We start from the raw sequence: 26931 nt of genomic DNA on the forward strand, positions 1-26931 counted from the left end.
CCCCATTCCCCCTCCCTTTACCGATGTTCCGCACCCTCCTGCCTGCCCTGTTCTGCATCGCCTTCATCGGCCTGAACGACACGCTCCACGCCCAGACCATAGCGCTGCCCGAAGCCGAATATGACCGCTTGAAGCTGGCGGGCATGCTCCCCGAGGGCGCCTTCCCCCTGCTGACGACCCCCACACCTGATCAGGTGAAGGGCATGCCCATGGGTGGTGGATCGCCCAAAGGCGGTGGTGGCAGCAACTGCGATTGCTGGATCCCGCCGGACGGGACCTATACGCTGGCCATGGCCCCGAACGACGATGGCTCCTCGGCGCCCATCTTCCTGCCATTCCAGTTCAACCTCTATGGTGATCTGTTCAACTTGGTCTACATCAACAACAACGGCAACCTCTCCTTCAACACCCCCTGGGCCACCTTCACCGCCTCGGGCTTCCCCAGCGCGAACTTCCGCATGGTGGCGCCATTCTGGGGTGATGTGGATACCCGCGGCAATGCCGGCGCCGGCAACAACCAGGTGCGCTACAAGCTGACACCCACCGCGCTGTACGTGAACTGGATCAATGTGGGGTACTACAACTCCAAGGTGGACAAGCTCAACTCCTTCCAGGTGATCATCACCAACGGCCAGGATCCGGTGATCGGCATCGGCAACAACGTGTCGTTCTGCTACAAGGACATGCAGTGGACCACCGGGGAAGCCAGCTGCACAACCAATACGCTCTGCAACTACCAAGGACAGAATTACTCCTGCAACAACACCGGTGGCAATGGCTTTGGTTTCTGCGGATCGCCCGCCACGGTGGGCGCCAACCGCGGCAACGGTGTGGACTACATCCAGTTCGGCCGCTTCAACCTGCCGGGTACCGCCTACGATGGCCCCTTCGGTGCCAACGACGGTGTGGACTGGCTGGACGACAAGAACTTCGTCTTCACCACGGCGGTGAGCACGCAGAACATCCCGCCGATCGCCAGCAGCGCCTTCCTGTGCGACACCATTGAAGTGTGCGTGGGCGAGGTGGTGACGATCCAGATGGACTTCCTGAGTCCGGAGAACAACCAGGTGACCGTGGCCACTTCGTCGGCTCCGGGTCTCGCCAACTACACCGAGACCAGCAACACCTCCGGCATCACGGCCACCATCGTGGCGCAGTTCTCTCCACAACCCGGAGAAGAGGGCTACCAGACGATCACCTTCTCCGGAACGGACAATGGCGTTCCACCGCTGACCAGCACCGTGGAGATCGTTGTTTACGTGATACCGGGCCCACCGCCGCCCACCATCACCGGTCCCACTTTCGTGTGCCAGGGGCAGACGGTGCAACTCACCGCATCGCCGGCCGGGTCGAATTACACCTGGAGCAATGGTGCCAGCGGCCAGACCGTGAACGTGGGCGCCGGCACCTATACCGTGACGGCCACCGACGGCAGTTGCCCGGTCACCTCGGCGCCCTTCATGGTGCAGACCGTGGACTTCCCACCGCTGGAGATCACCGGGCCGGCCATCTATTGCGGCGAGCCGCTGCCCACGCTTGTGGCATCCGCCGGATATGACGGCTACACATGGAGCACCGGAGCCTCGGGTTCTTCGCTGCAGACCGGCGCAGGCACCTACACGGTGACCGGCACGATCCAAGGCTGCACCAACACTTCAGCGCCCTTCACGCTCACCTTGGTGGATCCCGGACCGCCGACGATCACCGGTCCTGCGGAGTACTGCGCAGGCAGCAGCGTGACCCTGAACGTGAACGCCACGCCCTACGATGGCATCCTGTGGAGCACCGGCGAGAGTACTGCCAGCATCTCCGCTACGGCAGGCACCTACACCGTTACGGCCACCTTCCTGAATTGCACCTACCAGTCGGCGCCCTTCACCGTCACGGAGATCGTACTGCCCACGGTGACGATCACCGGTGATGCGCAATACTGCGCGGGGTCGGCCTCCACCCTTACGGCCAGCGGCGGCTTCGACAGCTGGAGCTGGAGCAACGGCGCCAGCGGCCCCAGCACCAGCGTGCAGGCGGGCACCTACACCGTTACGGTGAGCATCGGTGATTGCAGCGCCACCTCGGCGCCCTTCACCGTGACCGAGGCGCCCACGCCGGTGCCGGTGATCACCGGACCGAACTTCACGTGCGGTGGCGGCACGGTTTCGCTCTCCACTACGCAGCCCTTCGACTCCTACCTGTGGAGCACGGGCGCCTCCTCTTCGTCCGTGAATGTGGGCACCGGCAGCTACACGGTGACGGTGACCAACCAGTTCGGTTGCAGCGGCACCTCTGCGGCATTCGGGGTCACCGTGGCCAACGACCCCACGGCTTTCTTCACGCCCGACCCCCTGTCGCCCCAGTTGCCCGGTACCACGGTCTTCTTCCAGGATGGCTCCCAAGGCAACGGTGGCACCATCAACAACTGGTGGTGGGAGTTCGGTACCGGAGGTTCCACCAGCACCATCCCCTCCCCCACGGTGACCTTCGATGAGCCCGGCGCCTACACCATCACCCTGGTGGTGACCACCACGCAGGGATGCACCGATACCATCACCTACGTGTATGTGATCCGGCCGGAGGAGATCTTCATCCCCAACGTGTTCAGCCCGAACAACGACGGCATGAACGATGCCTTCAACATCACCAACATCCAGTACTACCCCAACAACCTCACGATCTTCAACCGATGGGGCAGCGTGGTGTACGAAGCGCGCAACTACACCAACCAGTGGCGTGGCACCGACCTGGCTGATGGCACCTACTTCTACATCCTCAAACTGGATGAAGGCCGGGAGTTCACCGGGCATGTGACCCTGCTGCGGTAGGTACCCGGCGGTGCACCCTACTTTTGGCCGCCCCGTCGCGGGCATCCCATGAAGGTCATCGATCACCTGCGTGCGGCCCAGGGCACGCTGCTTTCTTTCGAGATCCTGCCCCCGCTCAAGGGCAAGGACATACGCTCGATCTACGCGGGCATCGACCCGTTGCTGGAGTTCAAACCCAGCTTCATCAACGTCACCTACCACCGCGAGGAGGTGATCTACAAGGAGCGCGGCCACGGCCTGCTGCAGAAGGTGCGTTTGCGCAAGCGGCCCGGCACCATCGGCATCTGCGCCACCATCAAGACCAAGTACGACATCGACACGGTGCCGCACCTGATCTGCGGGGGCTTCAGCCGGGAGGAGACCGAGGACGCGCTGATCGAGCTGAACTTCCTGGGCATCGACAATGTGCTGGCGCTGCGTGGCGACGCGGTGAAGAACGAGCCGCACTTCATCCCCGAGCGCGACGGCCATGCCCATGCCGTGGAACTCATCCGCCAGATCGCCGGGCTGAACAAGGGGAAGTACCTGCATGATGAGGAACAGGATGCCGCTCCCACCGACCTGTGCATCGGCGCGGCCTGCTACCCGGAGAAGCACCCCGAGGCGTTGAACCTCAACGTGGACATCGCCTACCTGAAGGAGAAGGTGGAGGCCGGCGCGGAATACCTGGTGACCCAGATGTTCTTCGACAACGCCGCCTTCTTCCGCTTCGTGGACCAATGCCGGGCGCAAGGCATCGGCGTGCCGATCATCCCCGGCATCAAGCCCATCACCACACTGCGGCACATCGCCTTCCTGCCCAAGACCTTCCGGGTGGACCTGCCCGACGAGCTGGCGCGCGAGCTGGTGCGCTGCCGAGCGGACGCCGATGTGAAGCAGGTGGGCATCGCATGGACCACCGCCCAATGCCGGGAGTTGATGGCCCGGGGAGCGCCCTGCCTGCACTTTTACACCATGGGGCGCAGCGAGGCCGTGCGCACCGTGGCGGCGGCACTGTTCTGAGCCGGAGGGTGGTCACTTCCCATCACCTCCCCATACCGATCCGCCTCCGGGGCCGTTCTCACCGATCGGAGGCCGCCCGATCGTGGAAAAACCGACCACCCCGGAACGGCACCACCGCCACCGGATCTGTTAACTTCAACCCTGCCTGTGCCGCTCCACAGGCCGTGCAAACCCGGATGTGATGATGGACCAGCGCAGAAAGATGATCGAGTTCAGCAAGGAGGTGCTCCAAAAGGTCAGCTTCGACCGCCTCCTCTTCAAGAAGGAATTGATCAAGGCCCGCAAGTGGGTAGGCCAACAGGACCAGCTCATGCTCAAGGCTTGGGCACTGGCCACCTTCGGACACATGTACAAGGATGTGATCCTGGAGGTGTTCCAGACGACGGTGCGGGCCTGAGGTTGAAGATCTCCGAGTTGAGCGATCGGAAGTTGATGGCGTGGTCAATGGGCCAGCCAACCTCCAACGATCATCAACCTTCCCGCAGGAACTTCAGGTTCCTCATCAGCCCGCCGTACTTGGTGCGTTTCACCGCACTGCCTTCGAACAGCCGATCGAAGACCACTTCGGTCATGCCGTGCCATTCATCGGCCGCCAGGGACATGAGTTCGGGCTTCGGGTCGAACGCCGGCTCTTGATGTGGCGTGGCGAAGCGGTTCCACGGACACACCTGCTGGCAGATGTCGCAGCCGAAGGCCCAGCCCTCCATCCTGCCGGCGAATTCCTGGGGAATGGCCTCCTTCAGCTCGATGGTGAGGTAGCTGATGCACCGGCTGCCGTCCACGCTGTACGGCGTGATGGCCTCCGTGGGGCAGGCATCGATGCAGCGGCGGCACGTGCCGCAATGGTCGGTGGCGGGCGGATCGGGTTCCAACTCGAGGTCGGTGATGAGCTCGCAGAGGAAGAACCAGGAGCCGCCTGTTGAGAGGTTGGAAGTTGAGGGGTTGAGCGCTTGGGGGGCCTGCCTGCCGACAGGCAGGTTGGAGGTCGGCTTGAGGATGACGTTGGTGTGCTTGCCGATCCAGCCCACACCCGCGCGCTGCGCCCAAGCCTTCTCCATCACCGGCGCACTGTCCACGAAAGCACGCAGGGCCACGTCGCCGAATTGCGCCGCGATGAACTCCATCAATGGCTTCAGGCGCTTCTTCAACACCTTGTGGTAGTCGCGCCCATAGGCGTAGGTGCTGAGCTTGGGCGCATCCGGATCATGCTGCCGGGGTGGCGTGTGGTAGTTGTAGGCCAGGCTGATCACGCTCTTCGCGCCGGGCACCAGCTTGGTGGGATCGAGCCGCAGATCGAAGTGGCGCTCCATGTAGCCCATGCCGCCATGCTTCCCTTGCCGCAGCCACTGTTCCAGCCGTGGCGCTTCTTCTTCCAGAAAGCCCGCCCGCGCCACACCACAGGCCAGGAAGCCCAGTTCATGGGCCATCGCTTTGATGCGTTCCGCGGATCCCCGCACACCGGGCATGGCGGCAAGGTAGCTGCGCCGCGCCGGTACCGTCGCCCGCCGCATCCCGCCTACTTTCGGCGTCCATGTCCACGCGCACCTTTCCCATGACCGCCCAGACCATGTTCGGGTTCGAGGACCTCCTCGTGGCCGAATTGCGGGCCCTTGGGGCACAGGACATCGAGAAGCACAACCGGGCCGTCGCCTTCCGCGGGGATGAAGCCTGCATGTACCGGGCGAACCTCCAGTTGCGCACCGCCCTGCGCGTGCTGGTGCCCATCGGCTCCTTCCGCGTGGGCAATGAGGAGGACCTCTACCGGGGCATCAAGGACCTGGCGTGGGAGCGCTTCATGGGCGTGGATGACACACTCGCCGTGCACTGCACCCTGCACTCGGATCGCTTCAACCATTCGCAATTCCTGGCCCTGAAAGCGAAGGATGCCATCGTGGACCGCTTCCGCGACCGTTTCGGACGCCGTCCCTCCGTGGATCTGGAGGAAGCCACCCTGCGCATCCACCTGCATGTGCATGGCGATGAATGCCTCGTGTCGCTGGACAGCAGCGGCGGCTCCCTGCACAAACGCGGCTACCGCGACCACACCAACCTGGCCCCGATGAACGAAGTGCTCGCCGCCGGGCTGGTGCTCCTCACCGGCTGGGATGGGCGCAGCGCCTTCGTGGACCCCATGTGCGGCAGCGGCACCCTCCTCATCGAGGCCGCCTTGATCGCCAGCAGGACCCCCCCCGGCAGCTACCGGAAGCGGTTCGGGTTCGAAGGCTGGAAGGACTTCGATGCGGCCTTGTGGAAAGAGGTGCGCGAGGAGGCCCAGGCGGGGATCGATCGGACCGCACGCCCGCTGATCCTGGGTGGCGAGATCAGCCCGCATGTGGCGCGCAAGGCGGAAAGCAACATCGCCAGCGCGGGCCTGAAGGATCGCATCCGCATCGTGAACAAGCCCTTCCAAGCATTGGAGCCGCCCGAAGGAACCGGTGTGATGGTCCTGAACCCCCCCTACGGCGAGCGCATGGACAAGGAGGAGGACATCAACGCCCTGTACAAGATGATCGGCGACACGCTGAAACAGCGCTGGGCGGGCTGGACGGCCTGGATGATCACCAGCAACCTGGAAGCCGCCAAACAGGTGCGCCTCACCCCCAAGCCGCGCATCAAGGTGTTCAACGGGTCACTCGATTGCCGCTTCATGCGGTACGAGTTGTACAGCGGAACACGGAGGGTCTTCGACCGGACCTGACGCTGCCCAACTCACTCGAAAAGGTCGCCCGGCTTCACGCTGGGCACCCGGCCCAGATGGCGGTAGGCCCGTTCCGTGGCCTGTCGCCCGCGTGGGGTGCGTTGCAGGTAGCCTTCCATGATCAGAAAGGGCTCATACACCTCCTCGATGGTGCCTGCCTCCTCGCCCACGGCCGTGGCCACGGTGTTCAGTCCCACCGGTCCGCCGCCGAACTTGTCGATGATGGCGCCCAGGATGCGGTTGTCCATTTCATCCAGGCCGTGCGCATCCACGTTCAGGGCCTTGAGGGCATGCTGGGCGATGGGCAGCTCGATGGTGCCGTCGCTTTGGATCTGCGCGAAATCACGCACGCGGCGAAGCAGGGCGTTGGCGATGCGCGGTGTGCCACGGCTGCGGCGCGAGATCTCTTCCGCCGCCGTATCGATGATGGGCACGTTCAACAGACCGGCGCTGCGCTTGATGATGCCCTTGAGCGTGGCCGCGTCGTAGTAGTCCAGCCGGCTGTTGATGCCGAAGCGCGCGCGCAGCGGCGCCGTGAGCAGGCCGCTGCGCGTGGTGGCGCCCACCAGCGTGAAGGGGTTCAGCGCGATCTGCACCGTGCGCGCATTGGGGCCCGCATCGATCACCAGATCGATGCGGTAGTCCTCCATGGCGCTGTAGAGGTACTCCTCGATCACCGGCGTCAGGCGGTGGATCTCGTCGATGAAGAGCACATCGTGCGGCTCCAGGTTGGTGAGCAGGCCGGCCAGGTCGGCGGGCTTGTCCAGCACGGGTCCGCTGGTGATGCGGATGCCCACGCCCATTTCCTGGGCGATGATGTTGGCCAGGGTGGTCTTGCCCAGGCCGGGCGGGCCGTGCAGCAGCACGTGGTCCAACGCCTCGCCGCGTTGTTTGGCGGCCTGCACGAATACCTTCAGGTTGTCGGTGACGGCCTTCTGCCCGGCGAATTCATCGAAGCGCCGTGGACGCAGCACCTGTTCCATCTCCTTGTCGGAGGCGGCGCGCTGTTCCACACGCGGATCGAAGTGCTCGGGCATGATGGCCAAAGGTAGCGCCGGGCATGGACCACGGGCAGAGGCACGTGGCTTCGCCCCTTCGCGGCCATTTCACTCCACCACCACCTTCGCCCCCGCGATCCAGCGCGTGTTGTCGTGCAGGTGGAGGTGGTAGGTACCGGTGGAGTGTTGCATGTTGAGAAAGTTGAGGGTTGTGGTCCTCTGACCAACGGGCTGCTCATGCACCAAACGCCCTGCTCCATCGGTCACCGTCATGCGCAAGCCGCCCTGCACCTGAAAACCTTCCGGCAGGCGCACCTCCACTTGCAGGGGCATGCCGCGCGGCACCGGGTTGGGCCATACGTGCAGCGCATCGCGCAGGTTGGTGATCTGCACCTCCATGCCGGTGATGATGTGGCAGCCCGGCTCCAGGCGGCTAGATCCACCCATCGATGAGGCCACGGTGCGACAGCTGTAACATGGCCGCTGCCACGCCTCCTCCGGGCTCGTGGGGTGGCAGTGTCACTGCGGCCTCCGCAGATCGCGCCACAGATCGCCGAAGAAGATGCGCAGGCCGAAGGTGTAGATGGGCGCGTTGAGGCGCTCGCCGAGCTGGTCGCCGGTCTGCCACACCAGCCGGAAGCCCCAGCCTCCGGTGAGGGCGGCGTAGCGGAAAAAGCGGTACTGCACCACCATCACGGGTTCGTAGATCAGCAGGCCGGTGCGTTGCAGACGGCGCTTGCGGCCGCTGGCGTCGCGGTAGATGGTGCTGCCCGCGCCGATGCCCAATTGCACCGGCAGGCGCACCTCCCAGGGACCGCGCTGGTAGAAGGCGTAGTCCACGTAGGGGGTCACATAGCCGATGCGCAGGCGGGTGTTGGTGAGGCCCAGCTCGGGAATGAACCGTTCCCGTTCCACGGGCGTGAAGAGGAAGGCGTAGCCGATGCCGTACTGGAATCGGCCGGCGTGCTCCAGCCCCGCCTTGGCGCCCATCACCCGCACGTTGCGGTTGCTGATGAAGCCTCCGCGCACATCGAGTTTGGCCACGAAGCGCGGCTCCTGTTCCGCGAACAGCGAGATGCTGTCCAGCAGCTGCGCACGGGCGGGCAGGACGACCAGCAGCAGGAGCAGGACCGGCGGAAGGCGCATGCCCCAAAGAACGCAAAGCCCGCGCTGTTCGCGCGGGCTTTGTCCTCCCGAGGGTCGTCGACCCTTGGGACAAGGGATCAGTGCTCCTCCTCGCCCTCTTCAATGGGCACGGTCTGCGGCACGAAGTCCTCCGCCTTGCCGGGCTTGCTGTAGTCGTAGGGCCAGCGGTACACGGTGGGGATGGGTCCGGGCCAGTTGCCGTGGATGTGCTCCACCGGCGTGGTCCACTCCAGCGTGTTGCTGCGCCAGGGGTTCTGCACCGCCTTGGGTCCGCGCCACACGCTGTAGAAGAAGTTGTAGGTGAAGATCACCTGGGCCAGCGCACCGGTGATGGCGAAGAAGGTCACCAGCACGTTCAGGTCGGTGACCCCGTCGAACATGGGGAACTCCGTGTAGCTGTAATAGCGGCGCGGGGCACCGGCCAGGCCGATGAAGTGCATGGGGAAGAAGACCCCGAAGGCGCAGATGAAGGTGATCCAGAAATGGGCATAGCCCAGCTTCGTGTTCATCATCCTCCCGTACATCTTGGGGAACCAGTGGTACACCCCGGCGAACATGCCGAAGATGGCGCTCATGCCCATCACGATGTGGAAGTGGGCCACCACGAAGTAGGTGTCATGCACGTTGATGTCCAGCGCGCTGTCGGCCAGGATGATGCCCGTGAGACCGCCCGCGATGAAGGTGGCCACCAGGCCGATGCTGAACAGCATGGCCGGCGTGAGCACGATGTTGCCCTTCCACAGCGTGGTGATGTAGTTGAACACCTTCACCGCCGATGGTATGGCGATGAGCAATGTGGTGAAGACGAAAACGCTGCCCAGGAAGGGGTTCATGCCGGTGATGAACATGTGGTGGCCCCACACGATGAAGCTGAGGAAGCCGATCGCGAGGATGGAGCCGATCATGGCGCGGTAGCCGAAGATGGGTTTGCGCGCGTTGGTGGAGATGATCTCCGAGGTGATGCCCAGTGCGGGCAGCAGCACGATGTACACCTCCGGGTGGCCGAGGAACCAGAAGAGGTGCTGGAAGAGGATGGGGCTGCCGCCCACCTGGTCCAGCGCTTCGCCGGCCACGTGGATGTCGCTCAGGTAGAAGCTGGTGCCCATGCTGCGGTCCATCAGCAGCAGCAGCGCGGCGCTGAGCAGCACGGGGAAGCTGAGGATGCCCAGCACGGCGGTGATGAAGATGGCCCAGATCGTCAGCGGCAGGCGGGTCATCTTCATGCCCTTGGTGCGCAGGTTCAGGATGGTGACCACGTAGTTGAGGCCGCCCATCAGCGAACTGGCGATGAAGAGCGTCATGCTCACCAGCCACAGCGTCATGCCCGCGCCGGAACCGGGTATCGTCTGGGGCAGCGCGCTCAGCGGCGGGTACACGGTCCATCCGCTGGAGGCCGGTCCGCCTTCCACGAAGAGCGAGGCGAGCATCACCATGCTGCTCATGAAGAAGAACCAGTAGCTGAGCATGTTGATGAAACCGCTGGCCATGTCGCGCGCGCCCACCTGCAAGGGGATGAGCAGGTTGGCGAAGGTGCCGGAGAGGCCGCCTGTGAGCACGAAGAACACCATGATGGTGCCGTGGATCGTGACCAGCGCCAGGTACATGTTGGGATCAAGCACACCGCCCGGTGCCCACTTGTCGCCCAGGAAGAAGTTGGCGAAGGCGAAGCCCTCGCCGGGCCAGGCCAGCTGCAGGCGGAAGAGGATGGACATGATCACCGCCACCCAGGCCATGAAGATGGCCGTGACCAGGAATTGCTTCCCGATCATCTTGTGGTCCTGCGAGAAGATCCACTTCGAGATGAAGCTCTCCTCGTGGTGGTGTGCGTGGTGCGCGTCGTGCGCGGTGGTGCTGGCGCCCATGGCTCGATTATGCTTGCGTTCAGTTCATGCGCAGGGCGGCCTGTGCGCCGTTGCCCGCGTCCCCGCCTTCCCCGGCCTTCGCCTCCTCAGCGGCCTGGAAAGGCTTCTTCATGGCCTCGGTGTACCAGGCCTCGTACTCGGCGGCGGTGGTCACCGTCAATGGCATCTGCATGTTGTAATGGCTGGCCCCGCAGATCTTGTTGCACAGCAAAATGAAGTCGAAGTTCTGGTCCTTCATGATGTGCGTGCGCATGCTGTCCGTGGTGATCGTGGGCACCATCTTCATGCGGGTGGTCATGCCCGGCACGGCGTTCATCTGCGAGCGCAGGTGGGGGATGTAGGCGCTGTGGATCACATCGCGGCTGCGGATCAGCAGCAGGGCCTCCTGGCCCTTGGGCAGGTAGAAGTCCTTGGTCACCACATCATCGCGGCCGGCGAAATAGGGACTGGCCTGACCCTTCTCCTCGATGTCCAGCTCCATGGTGGTGCGCAGGTTCAATAAGCGTGCACGATGGCGGCGGAGTCTTTCGGCCTGATCGTTCATCTCGGCGATGCGCGAGGCGGGCAGCACCTCCTTCATCGCCAGTTCCAATCCGGCGATCTCCTCCTCCATCTCCGCCAGGCGGCCGGCCACGCTCTCTGGCGTGGCGATGCCCAGCGGGTTGGTGCCATTGATCAGGCGGAAATCCGTGGCGCCGAGGATGCCGTCCCCACCGGGGTAGCGCGCGGTCCAGTCGAACTGCTTGGCATAGAGCTCCACCTCCAGGGCATCAGGGCCGGGCGCATCGGTGATGCGGTTCCAGGTGGTGAGGCCGTAGATGATGATCACGGCCAGCACGGCGGCGGGGATCACCGTCCAGATCAGCTCCAGCTTGTTGTTGTGCGGGTACCAGAACGCGCGGCGGTCCTTGCTGTGGATGTACTTGGCGGCGAAGACGAAGAGCAGCACGTTGGTGATGACGAAGGCGATGATCAGGATGATCCAGTTGAAGTTCAGGAGCCAGTCGGTGTCCACCCCGTGCTCGCTGGCGGCCACCGGCAGCATCCGGTCCTTGTAGCGCAGCCACAGCCACAGGAAGAAGCCGAAGTAGGCGATCATGAAGACCCACATCAGACGGGCATTCATGCGGTTGTCCGCCGCGGAGATCTCCTCCTCGCGTTTGCCGCGCAGGCGCGAGGTGAGTTCATAGACCCGCACCAACTGGGCGATCGCCAGGATGCCCAGGAGAATGACGAGCAGTATCAGCAACTTGGTCATCGTTCGTGTACCATTTCAACCCTCGAAGGCGGGCGGTTGTTCTTGCGTTCGTTGGCCTGCGGCACGGGCACCGGCACCGCGCGAGGCTCCCGCTTGGTGAGCAGGGCCGCGAGGTTGCGGAGCAGGTCCTTGGCGCGCATGGCGATCATATCTGGTGGTGCACGCTTTCCTCCAGGAAGGGGTGGTCCACCGGGGTGAGTGGCGCTTCGGCCAGGGTCTTGAGGACGCGCATGATGAAGGCGCCGAGGAAGAGGGTGAACATGCCCACTTCGAGCAGGCCCACGCCGTGGAACTCCTTGCCCAGCGCGCCGGGCATCACCACCAGGATGATGTCCAGCCAATGGCCGATGAAGACCACCGCGCCCACACCGATGAGGAAGCGGGCGTTGCGCTTGGCGTCGCGGCTCATCAGCAACACCATGGGCACGGCGAAATTGATGAAGAACACCGTCCACATCAGACCGGGATGCTCGCCGATGCGCTGCTGGAAGTAGGTGATCTCCTCGGGGATGTTGCTGTACCAGATCAGCATGAACTGGCTGAAGTAGAGATAGGTCCACAGGAAGCTGATGGCGAAGACCCACTTGCCCATGTCGTGGATGTGGCTGCTGTTCACCTGGGGCAGATGGCCCTTGCGCTTCAGGTAGAGCACGATGACCACGGCGGTGATCATGGCGCTGACCCACATGCCGCTGAAAACATACCAGCCGAAGAGGGTGCTGAACCAGTGCGCGTCGATGCTCATGAGCCAATCCCAGGCGAGGGTGCTGCTGAACACGGCGAAGAACACCAGGAAGAGGGCGCCGCGGCGGTACATCAGCTTGTGGGTCTTCACGAGCTGTTCACCGCTCTGCTTGTCCATCTCCAGACTGCGCTGGCGGAACCAACGGGCGAAGAAGACGAATACGCCGAGATAAAGCAGCGTGCGAAGCCAGAAGAAGGGCAGGTTCAGGAAGGCGCTTTTTCCGGCGATGAGGGCATCATAATTCGGGTTGGCCACCGCGCCGGGGTCGCTGGCCTGGGCGGGTTTCGCGTCGGCGCCTTCGCCGATCACGTATTCGTGGTAAAGTGAGCCGTCCATCCAGTGGTAGAGATGGTTCAGGTGCGCGCTGCTGGCGATGAACACGAGCAGCAACACGAAGGCCCCTACCGGGATCCACCCCAGGATGGCCTCATGCACGCGGCGTACCAGCACGTACCAGGCGGTCTCCGTGGCGTTCTGCAACGCGTAGAAGAAGAGTGCGCCCAGGCCGATGCCGAGGAAGAAGAAACCGTTGACGAGCAGATTGGCCCAGGTGCGCTGATGGTGGTCGCTATGGTCGCCGAGCATGCCGACCAGCGTGGCCACCGCGCCCAGGACGATCAGCGCCAAGGCGATGCCGCGGGCCCGTTTGCTGAAGGTGAAGTTCATCGCTGCTGTTGCGTTATCGCGTTCAGTTCGCCGCCATGGCCCCGGGCATCTGGCCACCGGCCTGCAGATATTTCACGTACTGCACCACCAGCCAGCGCTCCTCCTTGTCGAGTTGTGAGGCGTGGCTGCCCATGGCGCCCTTGCCGTGGGTGAGGGTGTGGTACATCTTGCCCTCGGGCAATTCCTTCAACTGCGCACCATCGTAAGCGGGCGGTTGAGGATACTTGTCGTTGGAGCGCTGGACGGCGGGTCCGTCGCCCTGGCCCTTTTCGCCGTGGCAGTGCTGGCAGAACTTGCCGTAGATCACCTTGCCCTTCTCCACGGTGGCCTCGGTCATGGCGACGGGGCTCTTCAACTCGCGGCCGGCCTGCTCATAACCGTCGGGCGTGTTCGGGTAGGGATAGGGCATCATGAACTCCGCCTTGGCGGGATCCGCCGCGAAGGGGATGGTGCCGTCGGCCGGTCTGCGCGCGCTGGGGCGCTCGCGCTGCTCACGCGCCAGGTCCTCGCCGTAGTGGTAGGGGTCCTGGCCGAAGTCCACATAGGCCTCGATGGCGGGGCTGCGGTACATGTCGGGCATGTACTCCACGCCGGGGCTGTTGGGGTCGCGGCCGCAGGAACTCAGCAGCAGCAGCACCGTGGCCGTGGCCAGGGCGCCGAGGGTGATCGTGTGCATGTGCCTGGTCATCGCGCGCTCAGTACTGGCGTTCGTTGATCTCCAACACGGCGGTCTCGCGCAGCAGGCCGGTGATGGCCGTGGCGTCATGGCCGTGGTTGTCGGCCGTGCGGATCTCCATGATGAACTTGTCGTCGGTGCTGCGCGGGTCGGGGTTGCGGGCCGGCATGCCGGGCAGCGTCTTGTTGCGGATCAGGTAGGTGATGGCCATGCCGTGCGCGGCGCAGAGCACCGTGAACTCGAAGGTCACCGGGATGAAGGCCGGCAGGTTCTTGTACATCGCCTGGCTGGGTTTGCCACCGATGTTCATCGGCCAGTCGAAGATGTTGAAGTACCAGATGCCGAGCAGCGCCAGACAGGTGCCGCCGATGCCGAACATGAAGGCCACGATGCCCAGGCGGGTACGCTTGATGCCGATGATCGGGTCGATGCCATGCACCGGGAAAGGTGAGAACACGTCCTTCACCCGGATGCCGTTGGACACCAGTTTCCGGGCCCCGTCCTTCAAAAGCTCGGGATCCTCGTAAACGGCGTAGATGACCTTGTTCGCCATGGGGGATCAGTGATGGTGTTGGTTCTTGGCGGCGTCCAGTTTGTAGCTCTCGCCGCTCACCTTCAGGATGGACTTCACCTCATTGAGCGCCAGCACCGGGAAGAAGCGCGCGAAGAGCAGGTACAGGGTGAAGAAGATGCCGATGGTGCCGATGAACACGCCCACATCCACCCAGGTGGGGTGGAACATGGTCCAGCTGCTGGGCAGGTAGTCGCGGTGCAGGCTGGTGACGATGATCACGAAGCGCTCGAACCACATGCCCACGTTCACCACGATGCTCATGAAGAAGGTGAAGGCCAGGTTGGTGCGCAGCTTCTTGAACCAGAAGAGCTGCGGGCTGATGACGTTGCAGGTCATCATGATCCAGTAGGCCCAGAGATAGGGGCCGGTGGCGCGGTTGATGAAGGCGTAGCTCTCGTACTCCACGCCGCTGTACCAGCTGATGAACAACTCGGTGATGTACGCCACGCCCACGATGGAGCCGGTGACGATGATCACGATGTTCATGTACTCCACGTGCTTCACCGTGATGTAGTTCTCCAGATGCATCACCTTGCGCATCACCAGCAGCAGGGTGAGCACCATGGCGAAGCCGCTGAACACGGCACCACTGACGAAGTAGGGCGGGAAGATGGTGGTGTGCCAGCCGGGGATCACCGAAGTGGCGAAGTCGAAGCTCACCACCGAGTGCACCGAGAACACCAGCGGGGTGGCGATGCCGGCCAGCACCAGGCTCACCTCCTCGAAGCGCGTCCAGGCCTTGGCATTGCCCGTCCAGCCGAAGCTGAGGATGCCATAGACCTTCTTCATGCCGGGCTTCACCACCTTGTCGCGGATGGTGGCGAAGTCGGGGATCAGGCCGATGTACCAGAACACGAGCGATACGCTGAAGTAGGTGCTGATGGCGAACACGTCCCACAGCAGCGGGCTGTTGAAGTTCACCCAGAGGCTGCCGAACTGGTTGGGCAGTGGCAGCACCCAATAGCTCATCCAGATGCGGCCCATGTGGATGCCGGGGAAGGTGGCCGCCATGATCACGGCGAAGATGGTCATGGCCTCCGCGGAGCGGTTGATGGCCATGCGCCATTTCTGGCGGAAGAGCAGCAGCACCGCGCTGATGAGCGTGCCGGCGTGGCCGATGCCCACCCACCACACGAAGTTGGTGATGTCCCAGGCCCAGTCCACCGTCTTGTTCAGGCCCCACACGCCCACGCCCTTGCTGATCAGGTAGAGGATGCAGCCGGTGCCGTAGGCGGCGATCAGGCCGGCGATGGCCGTGAGGATGTACCAGCCGCGCGGCGCCTTGTTCTCGATGGGCCGCACGATGTCCTCCGTGATGTCATGGTAGGTCTTGTGGCCCAGGATGAGCGGTTCTCGGATCGCTGCTTCTGCGTGCATGGGTCTGCTCTTGTTCCTTGTCCGTTCAGGCCGTGGCCTCTTCGTTCACGTTGCGCACCTTCACCAGGTAGTTCACGTTGGGCCGCACCCCGATCTCCTCCAGCATGTGGTAGCTGCGGTCGCTCGTGGCCAGGCCGCGCACCTTGCTCTTCTTGTCGTTGAGGTCGCCGAAGACGATGGCGCCCGTGCCGCAGGCGGCGCTGCACGCGGTCTCAATGTCGCCATCCTTCACCGGCCGGCCCTCCTTCTTCGCCTTCAGCTTGCCGGCCTGGATGCTCTGCACACACATGCTGCACTTCTCGATCACCCCACGGCCGCGCACGGTCACATCGGGGTTGAGCACCATGCGGCCCAGGTCGTCCCAGGCGGGATTCACCTCGCTGAAGTCCTTGGAGACATAGTTGAACCAGTTGAAGCGCCGCACCTTGTAGGGGCAGTTGTTGCTGCAATAGCGCGTGCCGATGCAGCGGTTGTAGGTCATCTGGTTCAGACCCTCATTGCTGTGCGTGGTGGCGGCCACCGGGCACACCGTTTCGCAGGGGGCGTGGTTGCAGTGCTGGCACATCACCGGCATGAACACCACGCTGGGGTTCTCCGCGGGGCGCTCCATGGCCAGGTACATGGGGATCTTGCTCAGCCCATCCTCCTTGGCGCGCTCCTTCGTCATGTCGGAGCTGAAGTAGCGGTCGATGCGCAGCCAATGCATCTCGCGGCTGCGGCGGATCTCGTCCTTGCCCACCACCGGGATGTTGTTCTCGCTGTTGCAGGCGGTGATGCAGACCCCGCAGCCGATGCAGCTGTTCAGGTCGATGCTCAGGCCCCAGCGGTGGCCCACACCCTCCACAGGGTGCTCCTCCCACAGGGTGAACTCCGAGACGGGCTTCTTGTCGCGCGCGTCGATCTTGCCGTCACCGTTCACGTCCTCGTTCACCCACAGTTCGTGCGGCGGATTGAAGGCTTTCTTGTCGCCGGCTTGATACACGCCCAGGCTGGTCTCGCGCACGATGCTGTGGCGGTCCATGTGCGTGAGGTGCGTCTGCGTGATGCCGATGGGCCAGGTGCCACCGGTGGCGGCGATGGAACAGCCGGTCACATAGCGCATGGTGCCATCGGCCATGGCCGCCATGGGGTAGGCGTTGCGGCCTACGGGCTGTCCGTCCACCACGGCCGCCAGGCCCACGGCCTCGCCGTTGGCGCCGCGTCCATAACCCAGGGCGATGGCGACGCTGCCGCGCTTCTGGCCGGGCGTGGCCACGGCGGGCAGTTCGATCGTACGGTCGCCCACGGTCACCTTCACCAGGCTGGCGGGGGCCTTTTCGCCGAGGTAGATGTTCAGGCCCATGGCTTCGGCATCGGCCGGTGCCATGCACACGTAGTTGTCCCAGGTGATCTTGGTCAGCGGGTCGGGCAGTTCCTGCAGCCAGGGGTTGTTGGCATGGCGCCCATCGCCGATGGCTTCGGAAGTGTAGAGCACCAACTCGAACTCCCCTTGGACACTGGCGGCTTTCCGTGCGGCGGTGGCGGCGCCGGCCAGATCGGCGGCGAAGCTTTCGGCAGAAACCGGCTGCGGTGCCACGGCATACACACCATCATGCACGGCCCGGTTCCAAGTGTCGTCGAAAGCCTCGGCCACACCACCCCGGCTGGCCAGATTGTCACGCCAAACACCGCGCACGTAGCTGTGCCAGCTGGCGTAGGAGCCGGTCCAGCGCAGCAGGCTCTCGGGCCATTGGCGCGTGGCGAAGAGTGGCCGGATGGCGGGTTGCGCCAGTGCGTATTGGCCCACCTTCGGCATGAAGTCGTTCCAGCTCTCCAGGTAGTGGTGGTCGGGGCACACCCACTGGCAGAGGCTGGCGGTCTCATCGGCATAGCCGCTGAAACTCACCGTGAGGCCCACCTTCGCGAGACCGGCTTTGAAGGCTTCCGCATCGGGCAGGCTGTAAGCGGGGTTCACACCGGCGATGAGCAGCGCGCCCACCGAGCCGGCGTTCATGTCCTTCACCAGCTGAGCCACACCGGCGTCATCACCCTGGAAGAACCACGAATGGTTCGTCAGGTCGATGGTGCTGCCGTAGTTGCCCAGCATATGGTTGATGGCGCACACGAGTGTCTGCACCCCGGTGTCGTTGCTGTCGCACAGCACAACGCTGCGGCCCCGAGCGCCCAGCAGGGCGTTGGCGGCATCAGCTGTCGCGGCGTCCACATCGGCGTTCGATCCGCCCACGGGGGCTCCACCGGCACGCTTGGCGATGTGGTCATGCAGGGAGATCACCGCCAGCGCGAGTTCGCTCGGTTTCAATGGCACGCGCACATCGGCGTTGGCGCCGGAGAGGCTCATGCGCGCCTCGATCTGGTAGTGGCGGCCCATGCCACCCTCGGCCTCCGGTGAGCGACGGCGTGCGTACTGCCAAACGTTCTCGGTGACGCTGCCCCAGGAGCTGAGGAAGTCGGCGCCCACGGCTACGACCACATCGGCCCGGCCCAGGTCGTAGCTGGGGAATATGCGCTTGCCGAAGGCCGCTGCGTGGGCGTTGACCACGCCGGCATGGCTCACCGTGTCATACTGCACATGCTCCACGGTGGCGTACTTGGCTTTCAGATCGGTCACCGCCGAGCGGATGCTGGGGCTGATGACCGTATCCGTGAGCAGCACGATGCGCTTGCCCGCTGCCGCGGTCGCGCCCAAGCCCTTCATGATCGCATCATCGGCCTGGCCCTGATCGGCCTCTTCCAGACCATCGGCGCCCAGTTTCATGGGACCCTTCAGGCGGGCACCATCATAGAGGGTGAGCACCGAGCTGTTGATGCGCGAATTGATCGTGCCCTTGTCCAGCGCGGGATCGCGGTTGATGCCGAAGCGTGGGTTGCCCTTGATGTGGATGGGGCGGCCTTCGCGGGTCTTCACCAGGATGCTCGCGAAATCGCGACCGTCGTAGTAGGTGCTCGCGTACCAGTTGGCCACGCCGGGGGTGATGTCCTCCGGCTTGTTCACGTAGGGGATGGACTTCACCACCGGGGTCTCGCAGGCGGCCAGGGTGGCTGCGCCCAGGGAGAAGCCCAGGAACTTCAGGAAATCACGGCGTCCCGTGGCGGCGCCCTGGAATGAAGCGTCGCCGAGCACCTGATCGATCGCCAGCTGCTGAGGGAACTCATGCTCCTGGCCTTCGGTGCTCGCGGGATCGCGGTGGAGCTCCCCGAGGTCTTTCCAATATCGCTTCGTGCTCGACATGCGGCGCGTTGTTCGGTCTTAGTAATGGCACTTGGCGCATTCCCAGCCACCAAGTTCCTTCACGGTGATCTTGCCGTCCTCCAGGTACTTCTTCAACTCGTTGTGGCCCATGTCTGTCTCGTGCAGGCGGGCCATCACTTCATCGTAGTAGCCGTTGCCGGCCATGTTCACTTCGCGGTCGCCGTGGCACTGGATGCACCAGCCCATGGTGAGGGGCGCCCAATGCTCGGCCACCTCCATCTCCGTGTCGATGGGGCCGTGGCACTCCTGGCAATCCAGCTTGGCCACGCCCACGTGCTGGGCATGGCTGAAGTAGGCGTGGTCGGGCAGCACATGCACCTTCACCCAACGGATGGGTTCCTCCTCGCCGGTGTAGGTGCGCGACTCGGGGTCCCAGCCCACGGCCTTGTAGATCTTGTGTATATCGGCGGTGCCGGCCGGTGTTCGGCCCTCCTCCACCGACGAGTGGCAGTTCATGCAGATGTTGGCGCTGGGGATGCCGGCATGCTTGCTCTTCTCCGCGCTGCTGTGGCAGTACTGGCAGTTGATGGCCAGGTTGTCCTGCCCGGCGTGCAGGGTATGGTTGAAATGGATCGGTTGCTCGGGACGGTAGTTCTCCACACCATCGCCGCCATAGACACCGATGACCCACAAGGCGTTCCACCCTTGGATCAGCAGCCACACCACCACGAAAAGACCTATGAGGCTGGCGAAGACCTTGTTGTTCCAGGCCCACTGCCCAAGGCGCTTGCCGAAGGACAGCTCGGGAGCGGGTTCGCGACCCTCGGCTTCGCGCACGGCGTTGTCCAAGCTCTTCCTGACCCCACTGAGGGAGATGGCCACGATGAGGAAGAGCAGACCCAATACGATCAGCCAGGGCCAGGCGGACCCGGCATCTGAAGCGGGCTGTGGCGCGCCACCTCCACCACCGCCATCCACCACCGCCACCGGGGGCGCATAGTTGTCCACGTAGTAAAGGATGGCGTCGATCTCCTCGTCGGTCACGGCCGCCGGGGTCATCACGCTCTTGTTCCAGTCGTTGTATATCTTATTGGCGTACGCGTTGCCGGTCTTCAGGTAGGCCTGGCTGTTCTTGATCCACGCGTAGATATCGCCCTGGCCTTCCCAGCGGGCACGAGCGCCCTTCAGGGCCGGACCGGTGAGGTCCTTATCAACCTTGTGGCAGCTGGCGCAATTGCCCTTGAAGAGCTTCTCGCCCTGCGCGTAAAGCGCGGCATCGGCCGGCTGGGCCTGCGTCACAGCGACGCTCAGGAGGAACAGGAATGCGAGTGGGAGATGAAGTGGCCCGGTGAAACGTTCTGGGATCCTTGCTGCAAGCGACATTCCGGACGATTTAGAAGGGACCAGGCACCTTTGATCCGGGCGCAAAAATATAAGGCCATGCGAACCGGGGACGACGCCCGATGGGGTGTGTCATGGCTCCGTCGCTATTTAGAGCGCTTCTAAACAAGTGCGCGGCCTCAAGCACCTCCAAGGCCAGGGCCCCGGCATACTTTTGGCCCGCCGCCGCCCGCCCCCATCCGGATCGTCCAATGCCCCACATCGCACGAACCCTGGTCTTCCTTCTCCCGATCGCGGGCTGCTTTCCAGCGCACGGCCAGGAAGGATCTCCACCGGTGCGCCTGTTCGAGCCCTATGGCAGGGGAACCATGACGGCGGTGGTGGATACCCCTGTGACGGATACCGTGGCCACCAGACCCTTGGGGGCGACAGGCCGGGTCCAGGTTGAAGCCGATCCGCGGATCGCGCGCCTGATGCAGGACTACCGCGACATGCCCGGTCCACAGCAGGGCTATCGCGTGCAGATCTTCCTGGGCGATCGGCGCACTGCCGAGGAGACCAAACGGGCCTTCCTCCAGAAATATCCTGACGTGCCCGCGTACCTCAGCTGGTTGGCACCCAATTTCAGGCTGCGCGTGGGCGACCTGCGCACCCGCTTGGAAGCCGAACGGTTCCTACAGGAATTGAAAGTGTCGCACCCCGGCAGCTATATCGTGCCGGACGAGATCGAACCGCCGCGCGTGCCTTGACTGGGCCGCGAGCGATCAGCCTTCCAGCGTCCGCTTCACCTCCTCCACCACGAAGGCCTCGACCACGTCGCCGACCTTGATGTCGTTGAAATTCTTGATGGAGAGGCCACACTCGTATCCGTGGGTCACCTCCTTCACCTCGTCCTTGAACCGCTTCAACGCATCAAGGTCGCCGGTATAGACCACGATGCCATCGCGGATCAGGCGCACCTTGTTCTTGCGCTCGATCTTGCCGTCGGTGACGAAGCAGCCGGCCACGGTGCCCACCTTGCTGATGCGGAAGGTCTCGCGTACTTCGGCCGAGCCGACGATCCTCTCCTCCTCGCGCGGTGCCAGCATGCCTTCCATGGCCTGCTTGACCTCTTCGATGGCCTTGTAGATGATGGAGTAGAGCCGGATGTCGATCTCCTCGGTCTCGGCCAGCTTGCGTGCACCCACCGTGGGGCGCACCTGGAAGCCGACGATGATGGCATTGGAGGCGCTGGCGAGCAGCACATCGCTTTCGGCGATCGGCCCCACCGCACGGTGGATCACGTTCACCTTGATCTGCTCGGTGCTGAGCTTCAGCAGTGAATCGGTGAGCGCTTCCACGGAGCCGTCCACATCGCCCTTGACGATGATGTTGAGTTCCTTGAAGTCGCCGATCGCCAGGCGCCGGCCGATCTCGTCCAGGGTGATGTGCTTGCGTGTGCGCATGCCCTGTTCGCGCTGCAACTGCTGGCGGCGCGTGGCGATGGCGCGCGCGTCGCGCTCGTCCTCGAAGACCAGGAACTGATCACCCGCGTTGGGCGCGCCATCCAGGCCCAGGATGCTGGCGGGCGTGCTGGGGCCGGCCTCGGCGATGCCCTGGCCCCGCTCATTGAACATGTTGCGAACCCGGCCACTGTACTGGCCCGCCAGGATCACATCCCCGCGCCGGAGCGTGCCCGCGTCCACCAGCAGGGTGGTCACATAGCCGCGGCCCTGTTCCAGGGTGCTTTCGATCACCACCCCATGGGCGCGCTTGCCCGCATCGGCCTTCAGGTCGAGCATCTCGGCTTCCAGCAGCACCTTTTCCAGGAGCTGGTCCACGTTCTTGCCCTGCTTGGCGCTGATCTCCTGGCTTTGGAATTTGCCCCCCCAATCCTCCACCAGGATGTTCATCTGGCTGAGTTCCTCGCGGATCTTGTCCGCGTTGGCGCCTTCCTTGTCGATCTTGTTGAAGGCGAAGACCATGGGCACACCGGCCGCCTGCGCGTGGTTGATGGCCTCGCGGGTCTGCGGCATCACGCTGTCATCGGCGGCGATGACGATGATGGCGATATCGGTGACCTGCGCGCCACGTGCACGCATGGCAGTGAAGGCCTCGTGGCCCGGGGTATCCAGGAAGGTGATCCGCTTGCCGTTCTCCAAGGTGACGCTGTAGGCCCCGATGTGCTGGGTGATGCCACCGGCCTCGCCGGCGATCACGTTGGCTTTGCGGATGTGGTCGAGCAGGGAGGTCTTGCCGTGGTCCACATGGCCCATGACCGTGACGATGGGCGGGCGTGGGGCCACGCGTGCGGGATCGTCGGGTTCCTGCTGGATGTTCTCCTGCACGTCGGCGCCGACGAATTCCACCTTGAAGCCGTATTCCTCGGCGATCACGGAGAGGGTCTCAGCATCCAGACGCTGGTTGATGCTCACCATCATGCCCAGGCTGAAACAGGCCTTGATGATGTCGGTGACCGGCACACCGATCATGGAAGCCAGTTCACTGGCCGTAACGAACTCGGTGACCTGGATGGTGCGGCCGGCGAGTTCGCGTGCGGCTTGTTCCTCCTCCAGGCGCAGGTAGCGCTGGTCGCGTTTGTCGCGACGCATGCGTGAGGACTTGCTCTTGCCACTGCCGGTGAGGCGTGCGAGGGTCTCGCTCACCTTCTTCTTCACGGCGTTCTCGTCCAATTCCCCCGGGCGGCCCGGACCGCCGGTGGTGCGCTGCTCCTGCTGCACGGCACGGTCGATGTTCACCGGACCAGGCTTCACGATGCGCTTGCGGCGGCCCTTGCGATCGTCAATGTCGCCGCGTTCGGCGGGCTTGCGCTCCTTCTCCACCGGCAGCTCGATCTTGCCAAGCTGCTTCACACCGGCGAGCTTCTGCACATTCACGCGGATGGTCTCCGGCTCCGGCGGGGGTTCGGGCGCCGGGGCGGGCGGTGGCACCACCTTGGGCGGCTCGGGCGGTGGCTCGGCGGCGGCTTTCTTCTTCGGTGCGTCGAGATCGATCTTCTTCACCACTTTCACCGAAGCCTTCCCCGCCTTGGCCCGGATCACCTCGGGTTCCGGCGCGCTGGGCGGCGGTGGTTCCTGTGGCATGTTGTGGATGAGCACCTCGGCCTCCTCGGCCGGCTTGGGCTCCTCCTTGGGTTCGGCGCCCGCCAGGGTGATGGTCTCGCGTTCCTGGCGTTGCTGCACCACCGTGCGGCTCTTCTGCTTGATCTCCTTGTCGGATCCGAATTCCTCGAGCAGCAGGTCGTGGAGTTCACCCGGTATCTTGGTGTTCGGGTTGCTCTCCACCCGGTGGCCTTTCGACTCCAGGAACTCCACCACGGTGCTCAGGGCCAGGTTGAATTCCCGGGCCACCTTGCTCAGTCGTGTGCTCTTGTCCTTCGCTTCGCTCATGCGGTGATGTTCGTTCGGTCGTTCGTCACGGACGCGCCATGGCGCGTGGCCGTCATGCCTCCAGTTCGGTGCGCAGGATGCGCAGCACCTCGTTCACGGTCTCCTCCTCCAGGTCGGTGCGTTTCACCAGGTCCTCCGCGGGGATGTCCAGCACGCTGCGGGCGGTGTCACAACCGATCTTCTTCAGTTCCTCGATGATCCACTGCTCGATCTCGTCGCCGAACTCGTCGAGGCTCACGTCGTCGGTCACCTCATCGGTCTCGCGGTACACGTCGATGTCGAAGCCCGTGAGACGGCCGGCCAGCTTGATGTTGTGGCCGCCCTTGCCGATGGCGAGCGCCACCTGGTCGGGCTTCATGTACACCTCGGCGCGCTTGTGCTCGTGGTCCAGCTTGATCTCGCCCACCTTGGCGGGGCTGAGTGCGCGCTGGATGAGGAGCTGGTCATTGGCCGTGTAGTTGATCACATCGATGTTCTCGTTGCGCAACTCGCGCACGATGCCGTGGATGCGGCTGCCCTTCATGCCCACACAGGCGCCCACCGGATCGATGCGGTCGTCGTAGCTCTCCACCGCCACCTTGGCCCGTTCACCGGGTTCGCGCACGATGCGTTTGATGGTGATGAGTCCATCGGCCACTTCGGGCACCTCCTGTTCGAAGAGCTTCTCGAGGAATTCCGGCGCGGTGCGGCTCAGGATCACCACGGGGGTGTTGTTGCGCATCTCCACTTTCCACACCACGGCACGTACGGAATCGCCCTTCTTGAAGAAGTCGCTCTTGATCTGCTGGTCCTTGGGCATGATAAGCTCGTTGCCCTCGTCATCCAGGATCAGCGTCTCGCGCTTCCAGATCTGGTACACCTCGCCGGTGATGATCTCGCCCACCCGCTCCTTGTACTTGTTGTACAGGTGGTCCTTCTCCAGTTCCATGATGCGGCTCTGGAGGTTCTGCTTCAGGCTGAGGATGTTGCGGCGGCCGAAGTCCTCGATCTTCACTTCCTGGCTCACCTCCTCGCCCACCTCGAAGTCGGGCTCGATCTTGCGCGCCTCGCTCAGGGCGATCTGCTTGTTGTCGTCCTCCAGTTCATCATCGTCCACGATCTCGCGGTTGAGCCAGATCTCCAGGTCGCCCTTGTCGGGGTTGATGATGATGTCCACATTGGCCTCCTCGCCGAAGCGGCGTCTTACCACGCCCCGGAAGACATCCTCCAGGATGCCCATCATGGTCACGCGGTCGATGTTCTTGAGGTCCTTGAACTCGCTGAAGGACTCGATGAGATTCACGGTGCTCATGGCACGTTCAATTGAACTTGATGATCGTTTGTGTGGCTCTGATCTCGGTACGGGGGATCAAGGTGATCTCCTCGTCCATCTTGGGCGGCCGGCCCTTCACCTTGCTGGGGTGCAGGATGCGGATGCCGGTATGTTGTTCATCATGGAGGGCCAGCTGGCCCTGCAGGGTACGGCCATCCTGGCGAAGCACCTCCACCATGCGGCCGATGTGCTTGCGGTACTGCCGTTCCACCTTGAAGGGGCGGCCCATGCCGGGGCTGCTGAAGCTCATCTCACAGTCGTCGGCGGCCTCGCCCAGCTCTTCGCGCACAGCGCGGTTCAGCCGGGCCAGTTCCTCAATGGTGATGGCCTTGTCGTTGTCCACCTCCACCAGCACCTTGCCGCCGGGGCGCACGGCCACGTCCACCAGGAAATGCGGGGTGCCCTCCAGGTGTTTCTCCACGATGTCGCGTACCTGCTCCACGGTGACCATGCTGTTCTTCTCCGAAAAGGCGGGGAACAAAAAAGAGGGGCGGTCCCCTCTTCCTCATCTTCCGCCGACTTTCGGGTGCAAATGTAGCGATCCGCAGGGAACTGGGACCATCGACTGGTGGGGTTGACCCGGATGGGCCCGGGCGGTATGCCCACATATACTACAGCCCCAACAGCACCTCCCCGGGATCCTTGCCGCCGAAGACCATCTTGTCCGGGCTCTCGATCATCTGCTTCACGGCCATCAGGAAGCTCACGCTCTCCTTGCCGTCGATGATGCGGTGGTCGTAGCTGAGCGCCACGTACATGATGGGGCGGATGACCACCTGCCCGTTCACGGCCACGGGGCGCTCCACGATGTTGTGCATGCCCAGGATAGCGCTCTGCGGCGGGTTGAGGATGGGGGTGCTGAGCATGCTGCCGAACACGCCGCCGTTGGTGATGGTGAAGGTGCCGCCGCTCATCTCGTCGATGCTCAGCTTGCCGTCGCGCGCCTTCACGGCGAGCTCCTTGATCTTCGCCTCGATCTCCGCGAGCGACATGCGTTCGGCGTTGCGCAGCACAGGCACCATCAGGCCCTTCGGTGAGCTCACGGCGATGCCGATGTCGGCGTAGTCGTGCAGCACCATCTCGTCGCCGTCGATCATGGCGTTCACGGCGGGGAACTGGCGCAGGGCCTCGGTCACCGCCTTGGTGAAGAAGCTCATGAAGCCCAGGTTCACGCCGTGGGCCTCCTTGAACTTGTCCTTGAACCGGTTGCGCAACTCCATCACCGGGCTCATGTCCACCTCATTGAAGGTGGTGAGCATGGCGGTCTGGTTCTTCACGCTCACCAGACGCTCGGCCACCTTCTTGCGCAGGGTGCTCATCTTGTTGCGGCTCTGCTCACGTGAACCGCCCCAGCCGTTCATCATCGTTGGCGCCTCCACACCGCCGGCGATGTAGGCCTCCACGTCGCTCTTGGTGATGCGCCCGTTGGGGCCGCTGCCTTTCACCTTGCCGGCGTCCAGGCCGCGGTCGGTGATCATCGCCTTGGCCACCGGCGTCGCACTGGCGGCCACGGTCACCTTCTCCTCCTTCTTCACCTCCACGGCCTCCTTCACCTTCTCACCGCTCTTCCCGTTCTCACCGCTCTTGGCGGCCTCCTTCTTCACCTCCGTCACCTTCTTCTCCGCCTTCACACTCGTATCGATCCGCGCCACCACGTCGCCCACGTTCACTGTGGCATCGGCCTCCACCAGCAGCTCCACGCGACCTTCCGCTTCGGCGCTCAGCTCCAGGGTGGCCTTGTCGCTGTCGATCTCGGCGATCGCCTGGTCCTTTTCCACGGTGTCGCCGCTCTTCACGAGCCATTGCGCGATGCGGACCTCGCTGATGCTTTCGCCGGGGCTGGGGACTTTGATGTCTACGGTGGACATTGGAGGTTGA

22 protein-coding genes are annotated in these 26931 nt (G+C 63.8%); 5 read left to right on the top strand and 17 right to left on the bottom strand.

Going from position 1 to position 26931, the window contains the following annotated elements; translation table 11 throughout:
* Positions 1-23 precede the first annotated feature (23 nt).
* The 3 genes from KIT10_10025 (at position 24) to KIT10_10035 (ending at position 4218) form a co-directional block, all read left to right on the top strand.
* Complete coding sequence (locus KIT10_10025; protein ID MCW5899595.1) at positions 24-2819, top strand: gliding motility-associated C-terminal domain-containing protein; 2796 nt, start codon at positions 24-26, stop codon at positions 2817-2819.
* A 48-nt stretch (positions 2820-2867) separates the two neighbouring features.
* Entirely contained in the window at positions 2868-3821 is a 954-nt protein-coding gene (metF, locus tag KIT10_10030) for a methylenetetrahydrofolate reductase [NAD(P)H] (GenBank protein MCW5899596.1), read from the top strand.
* 184 nt (positions 3822-4005) lie between these two features.
* Complete coding sequence (locus KIT10_10035) at positions 4006-4218, top strand: hypothetical protein (GenBank protein ID MCW5899597.1); 213 nt, start codon at positions 4006-4008, stop codon at positions 4216-4218.
* A gap of 73 nt (positions 4219-4291) precedes the next feature.
* On the opposite strand, the gene KIT10_10040 is transcribed toward KIT10_10035, so the two are convergent.
* Positions 4292-5287, bottom strand: coding sequence for a DUF1730 domain-containing protein (locus KIT10_10040; GenBank protein MCW5899598.1), 996 nt, complete (start codon positions 5285-5287; stop codon positions 4292-4294).
* An 86-nt stretch (positions 5288-5373) separates the two neighbouring features.
* Between KIT10_10040 and KIT10_10045 the strand changes: the two genes are divergently transcribed.
* A complete protein-coding gene (locus KIT10_10045) occupies positions 5374-6519 on the top strand; it encodes a class I SAM-dependent RNA methyltransferase (GenBank protein ID MCW5899599.1) in 1146 nt (381 codons plus the stop codon).
* An 11-nt stretch (positions 6520-6530) separates the two neighbouring features.
* On the opposite strand, the gene ruvB is transcribed toward KIT10_10045, so the two are convergent.
* From ruvB to KIT10_10105, 12 genes are all read right to left on the bottom strand, one after another.
* Positions 6531-7556: a Holliday junction branch migration DNA helicase RuvB gene (gene ruvB, locus KIT10_10050; protein MCW5899600.1), complete on the bottom strand. Its 1026-nt coding sequence runs from the start codon at positions 7554-7556 to the stop codon at positions 6531-6533.
* 69 nt (positions 7557-7625) lie between these two features.
* Positions 7626-7964, bottom strand: coding sequence for a hypothetical protein (locus KIT10_10055; protein MCW5899601.1), 339 nt, complete (start codon positions 7962-7964; stop codon positions 7626-7628).
* Positions 7965-8036: 72 nt separating this feature from the next.
* Positions 8037-8663, bottom strand: coding sequence for a hypothetical protein (locus KIT10_10060; protein MCW5899602.1), 627 nt, complete (start codon positions 8661-8663; stop codon positions 8037-8039).
* Between the two features lie 77 nt (positions 8664-8740).
* Positions 8741-10525: a cbb3-type cytochrome c oxidase subunit I gene (locus tag KIT10_10065; protein MCW5899603.1), complete on the bottom strand. Its 1785-nt coding sequence runs from the start codon at positions 10523-10525 to the stop codon at positions 8741-8743.
* Positions 10526-10544: 19 nt separating this feature from the next.
* Positions 10545-11783, bottom strand: a complete 1239-nt coding sequence (locus tag KIT10_10070) for a cytochrome c oxidase subunit II (protein ID MCW5899604.1) — start codon at positions 11781-11783, stop codon at positions 10545-10547.
* The gene (locus KIT10_10075; GenBank protein MCW5899605.1) at positions 11780-11923 is read right to left on the bottom strand and encodes a hypothetical protein; all 144 of its coding nucleotides are present in this window, start codon (positions 11921-11923) and stop codon (positions 11780-11782) included. The genes KIT10_10070 and KIT10_10075 overlap by 4 nt, the downstream gene beginning before the upstream one ends.
* A gap of 5 nt (positions 11924-11928) precedes the next feature.
* A complete protein-coding gene (locus tag KIT10_10080; protein MCW5899606.1) occupies positions 11929-13146 on the bottom strand; it encodes a quinol:cytochrome C oxidoreductase in 1218 nt (405 codons plus the stop codon).
* Positions 13147-13216: 70 nt separating this feature from the next.
* Positions 13217-13870, bottom strand: coding sequence for a c-type cytochrome (locus KIT10_10085; GenBank protein MCW5899607.1), 654 nt, complete (start codon positions 13868-13870; stop codon positions 13217-13219).
* A 19-nt stretch (positions 13871-13889) separates the two neighbouring features.
* Positions 13890-14423 carry a DUF3341 domain-containing protein gene (locus tag KIT10_10090; GenBank protein MCW5899608.1) on the bottom strand — a complete coding sequence of 178 codons (534 nt, stop codon included), beginning with the start codon at positions 14421-14423 and terminating at the stop codon, positions 13890-13892.
* A 6-nt stretch (positions 14424-14429) separates the two neighbouring features.
* Positions 14430-15821: a polysulfide reductase NrfD gene (nrfD, locus tag KIT10_10095; protein MCW5899609.1), complete on the bottom strand. Its 1392-nt coding sequence runs from the start codon at positions 15819-15821 to the stop codon at positions 14430-14432.
* A gap of 25 nt (positions 15822-15846) precedes the next feature.
* Positions 15847-19050 carry a TAT-variant-translocated molybdopterin oxidoreductase gene (locus KIT10_10100; GenBank protein MCW5899610.1) on the bottom strand — a complete coding sequence of 1068 codons (3204 nt, stop codon included), beginning with the start codon at positions 19048-19050 and terminating at the stop codon, positions 15847-15849.
* Positions 19051-19068: 18 nt separating this feature from the next.
* Positions 19069-20310 (bottom strand): c-type cytochrome, encoded by a 1242-nt coding sequence (locus KIT10_10105; GenBank protein ID MCW5899611.1) that lies wholly within the window; start codon positions 20308-20310, stop codon positions 19069-19071.
* Positions 20311-20687: 377 nt separating this feature from the next.
* On the opposite strand from KIT10_10105, the gene KIT10_10110 reads away from it, so the two are divergent.
* A complete protein-coding gene (locus KIT10_10110; protein MCW5899612.1) occupies positions 20688-21101 on the top strand; it encodes an SPOR domain-containing protein in 414 nt (137 codons plus the stop codon).
* Positions 21102-21116: 15 nt separating this feature from the next.
* Here the strand turns inward: KIT10_10110 and infB are convergent, their stop codons facing one another.
* From infB to odhB, 4 genes are all read right to left on the bottom strand, one after another.
* Complete coding sequence (gene infB / locus KIT10_10115) at positions 21117-23741, bottom strand: translation initiation factor IF-2 (GenBank protein ID MCW5899613.1); 2625 nt, start codon at positions 23739-23741, stop codon at positions 21117-21119.
* A 52-nt stretch (positions 23742-23793) separates the two neighbouring features.
* Complete coding sequence (nusA, locus tag KIT10_10120; protein ID MCW5899614.1) at positions 23794-25032, bottom strand: transcription termination/antitermination protein NusA; 1239 nt, start codon at positions 25030-25032, stop codon at positions 23794-23796.
* A 7-nt stretch (positions 25033-25039) separates the two neighbouring features.
* Complete coding sequence (locus KIT10_10125) at positions 25040-25534, bottom strand: hypothetical protein (protein MCW5899615.1); 495 nt, start codon at positions 25532-25534, stop codon at positions 25040-25042.
* Positions 25535-25664: 130 nt separating this feature from the next.
* On the bottom strand, positions 25665-26921 hold the full coding sequence (gene odhB / locus KIT10_10130; GenBank protein MCW5899616.1) for a 2-oxoglutarate dehydrogenase complex dihydrolipoyllysine-residue succinyltransferase: 1257 nt from the start codon (positions 26919-26921) through the stop codon (positions 25665-25667).
* Positions 26922-26931 lie beyond the last annotated feature (10 nt).

The organism is Flavobacteriales bacterium (assembly GCA_026129465.1).
In the GTDB taxonomy this organism is placed as follows: domain Bacteria; phylum Bacteroidota; class Bacteroidia; order Flavobacteriales_F; family PHOS-HE28; genus PHOS-HE28.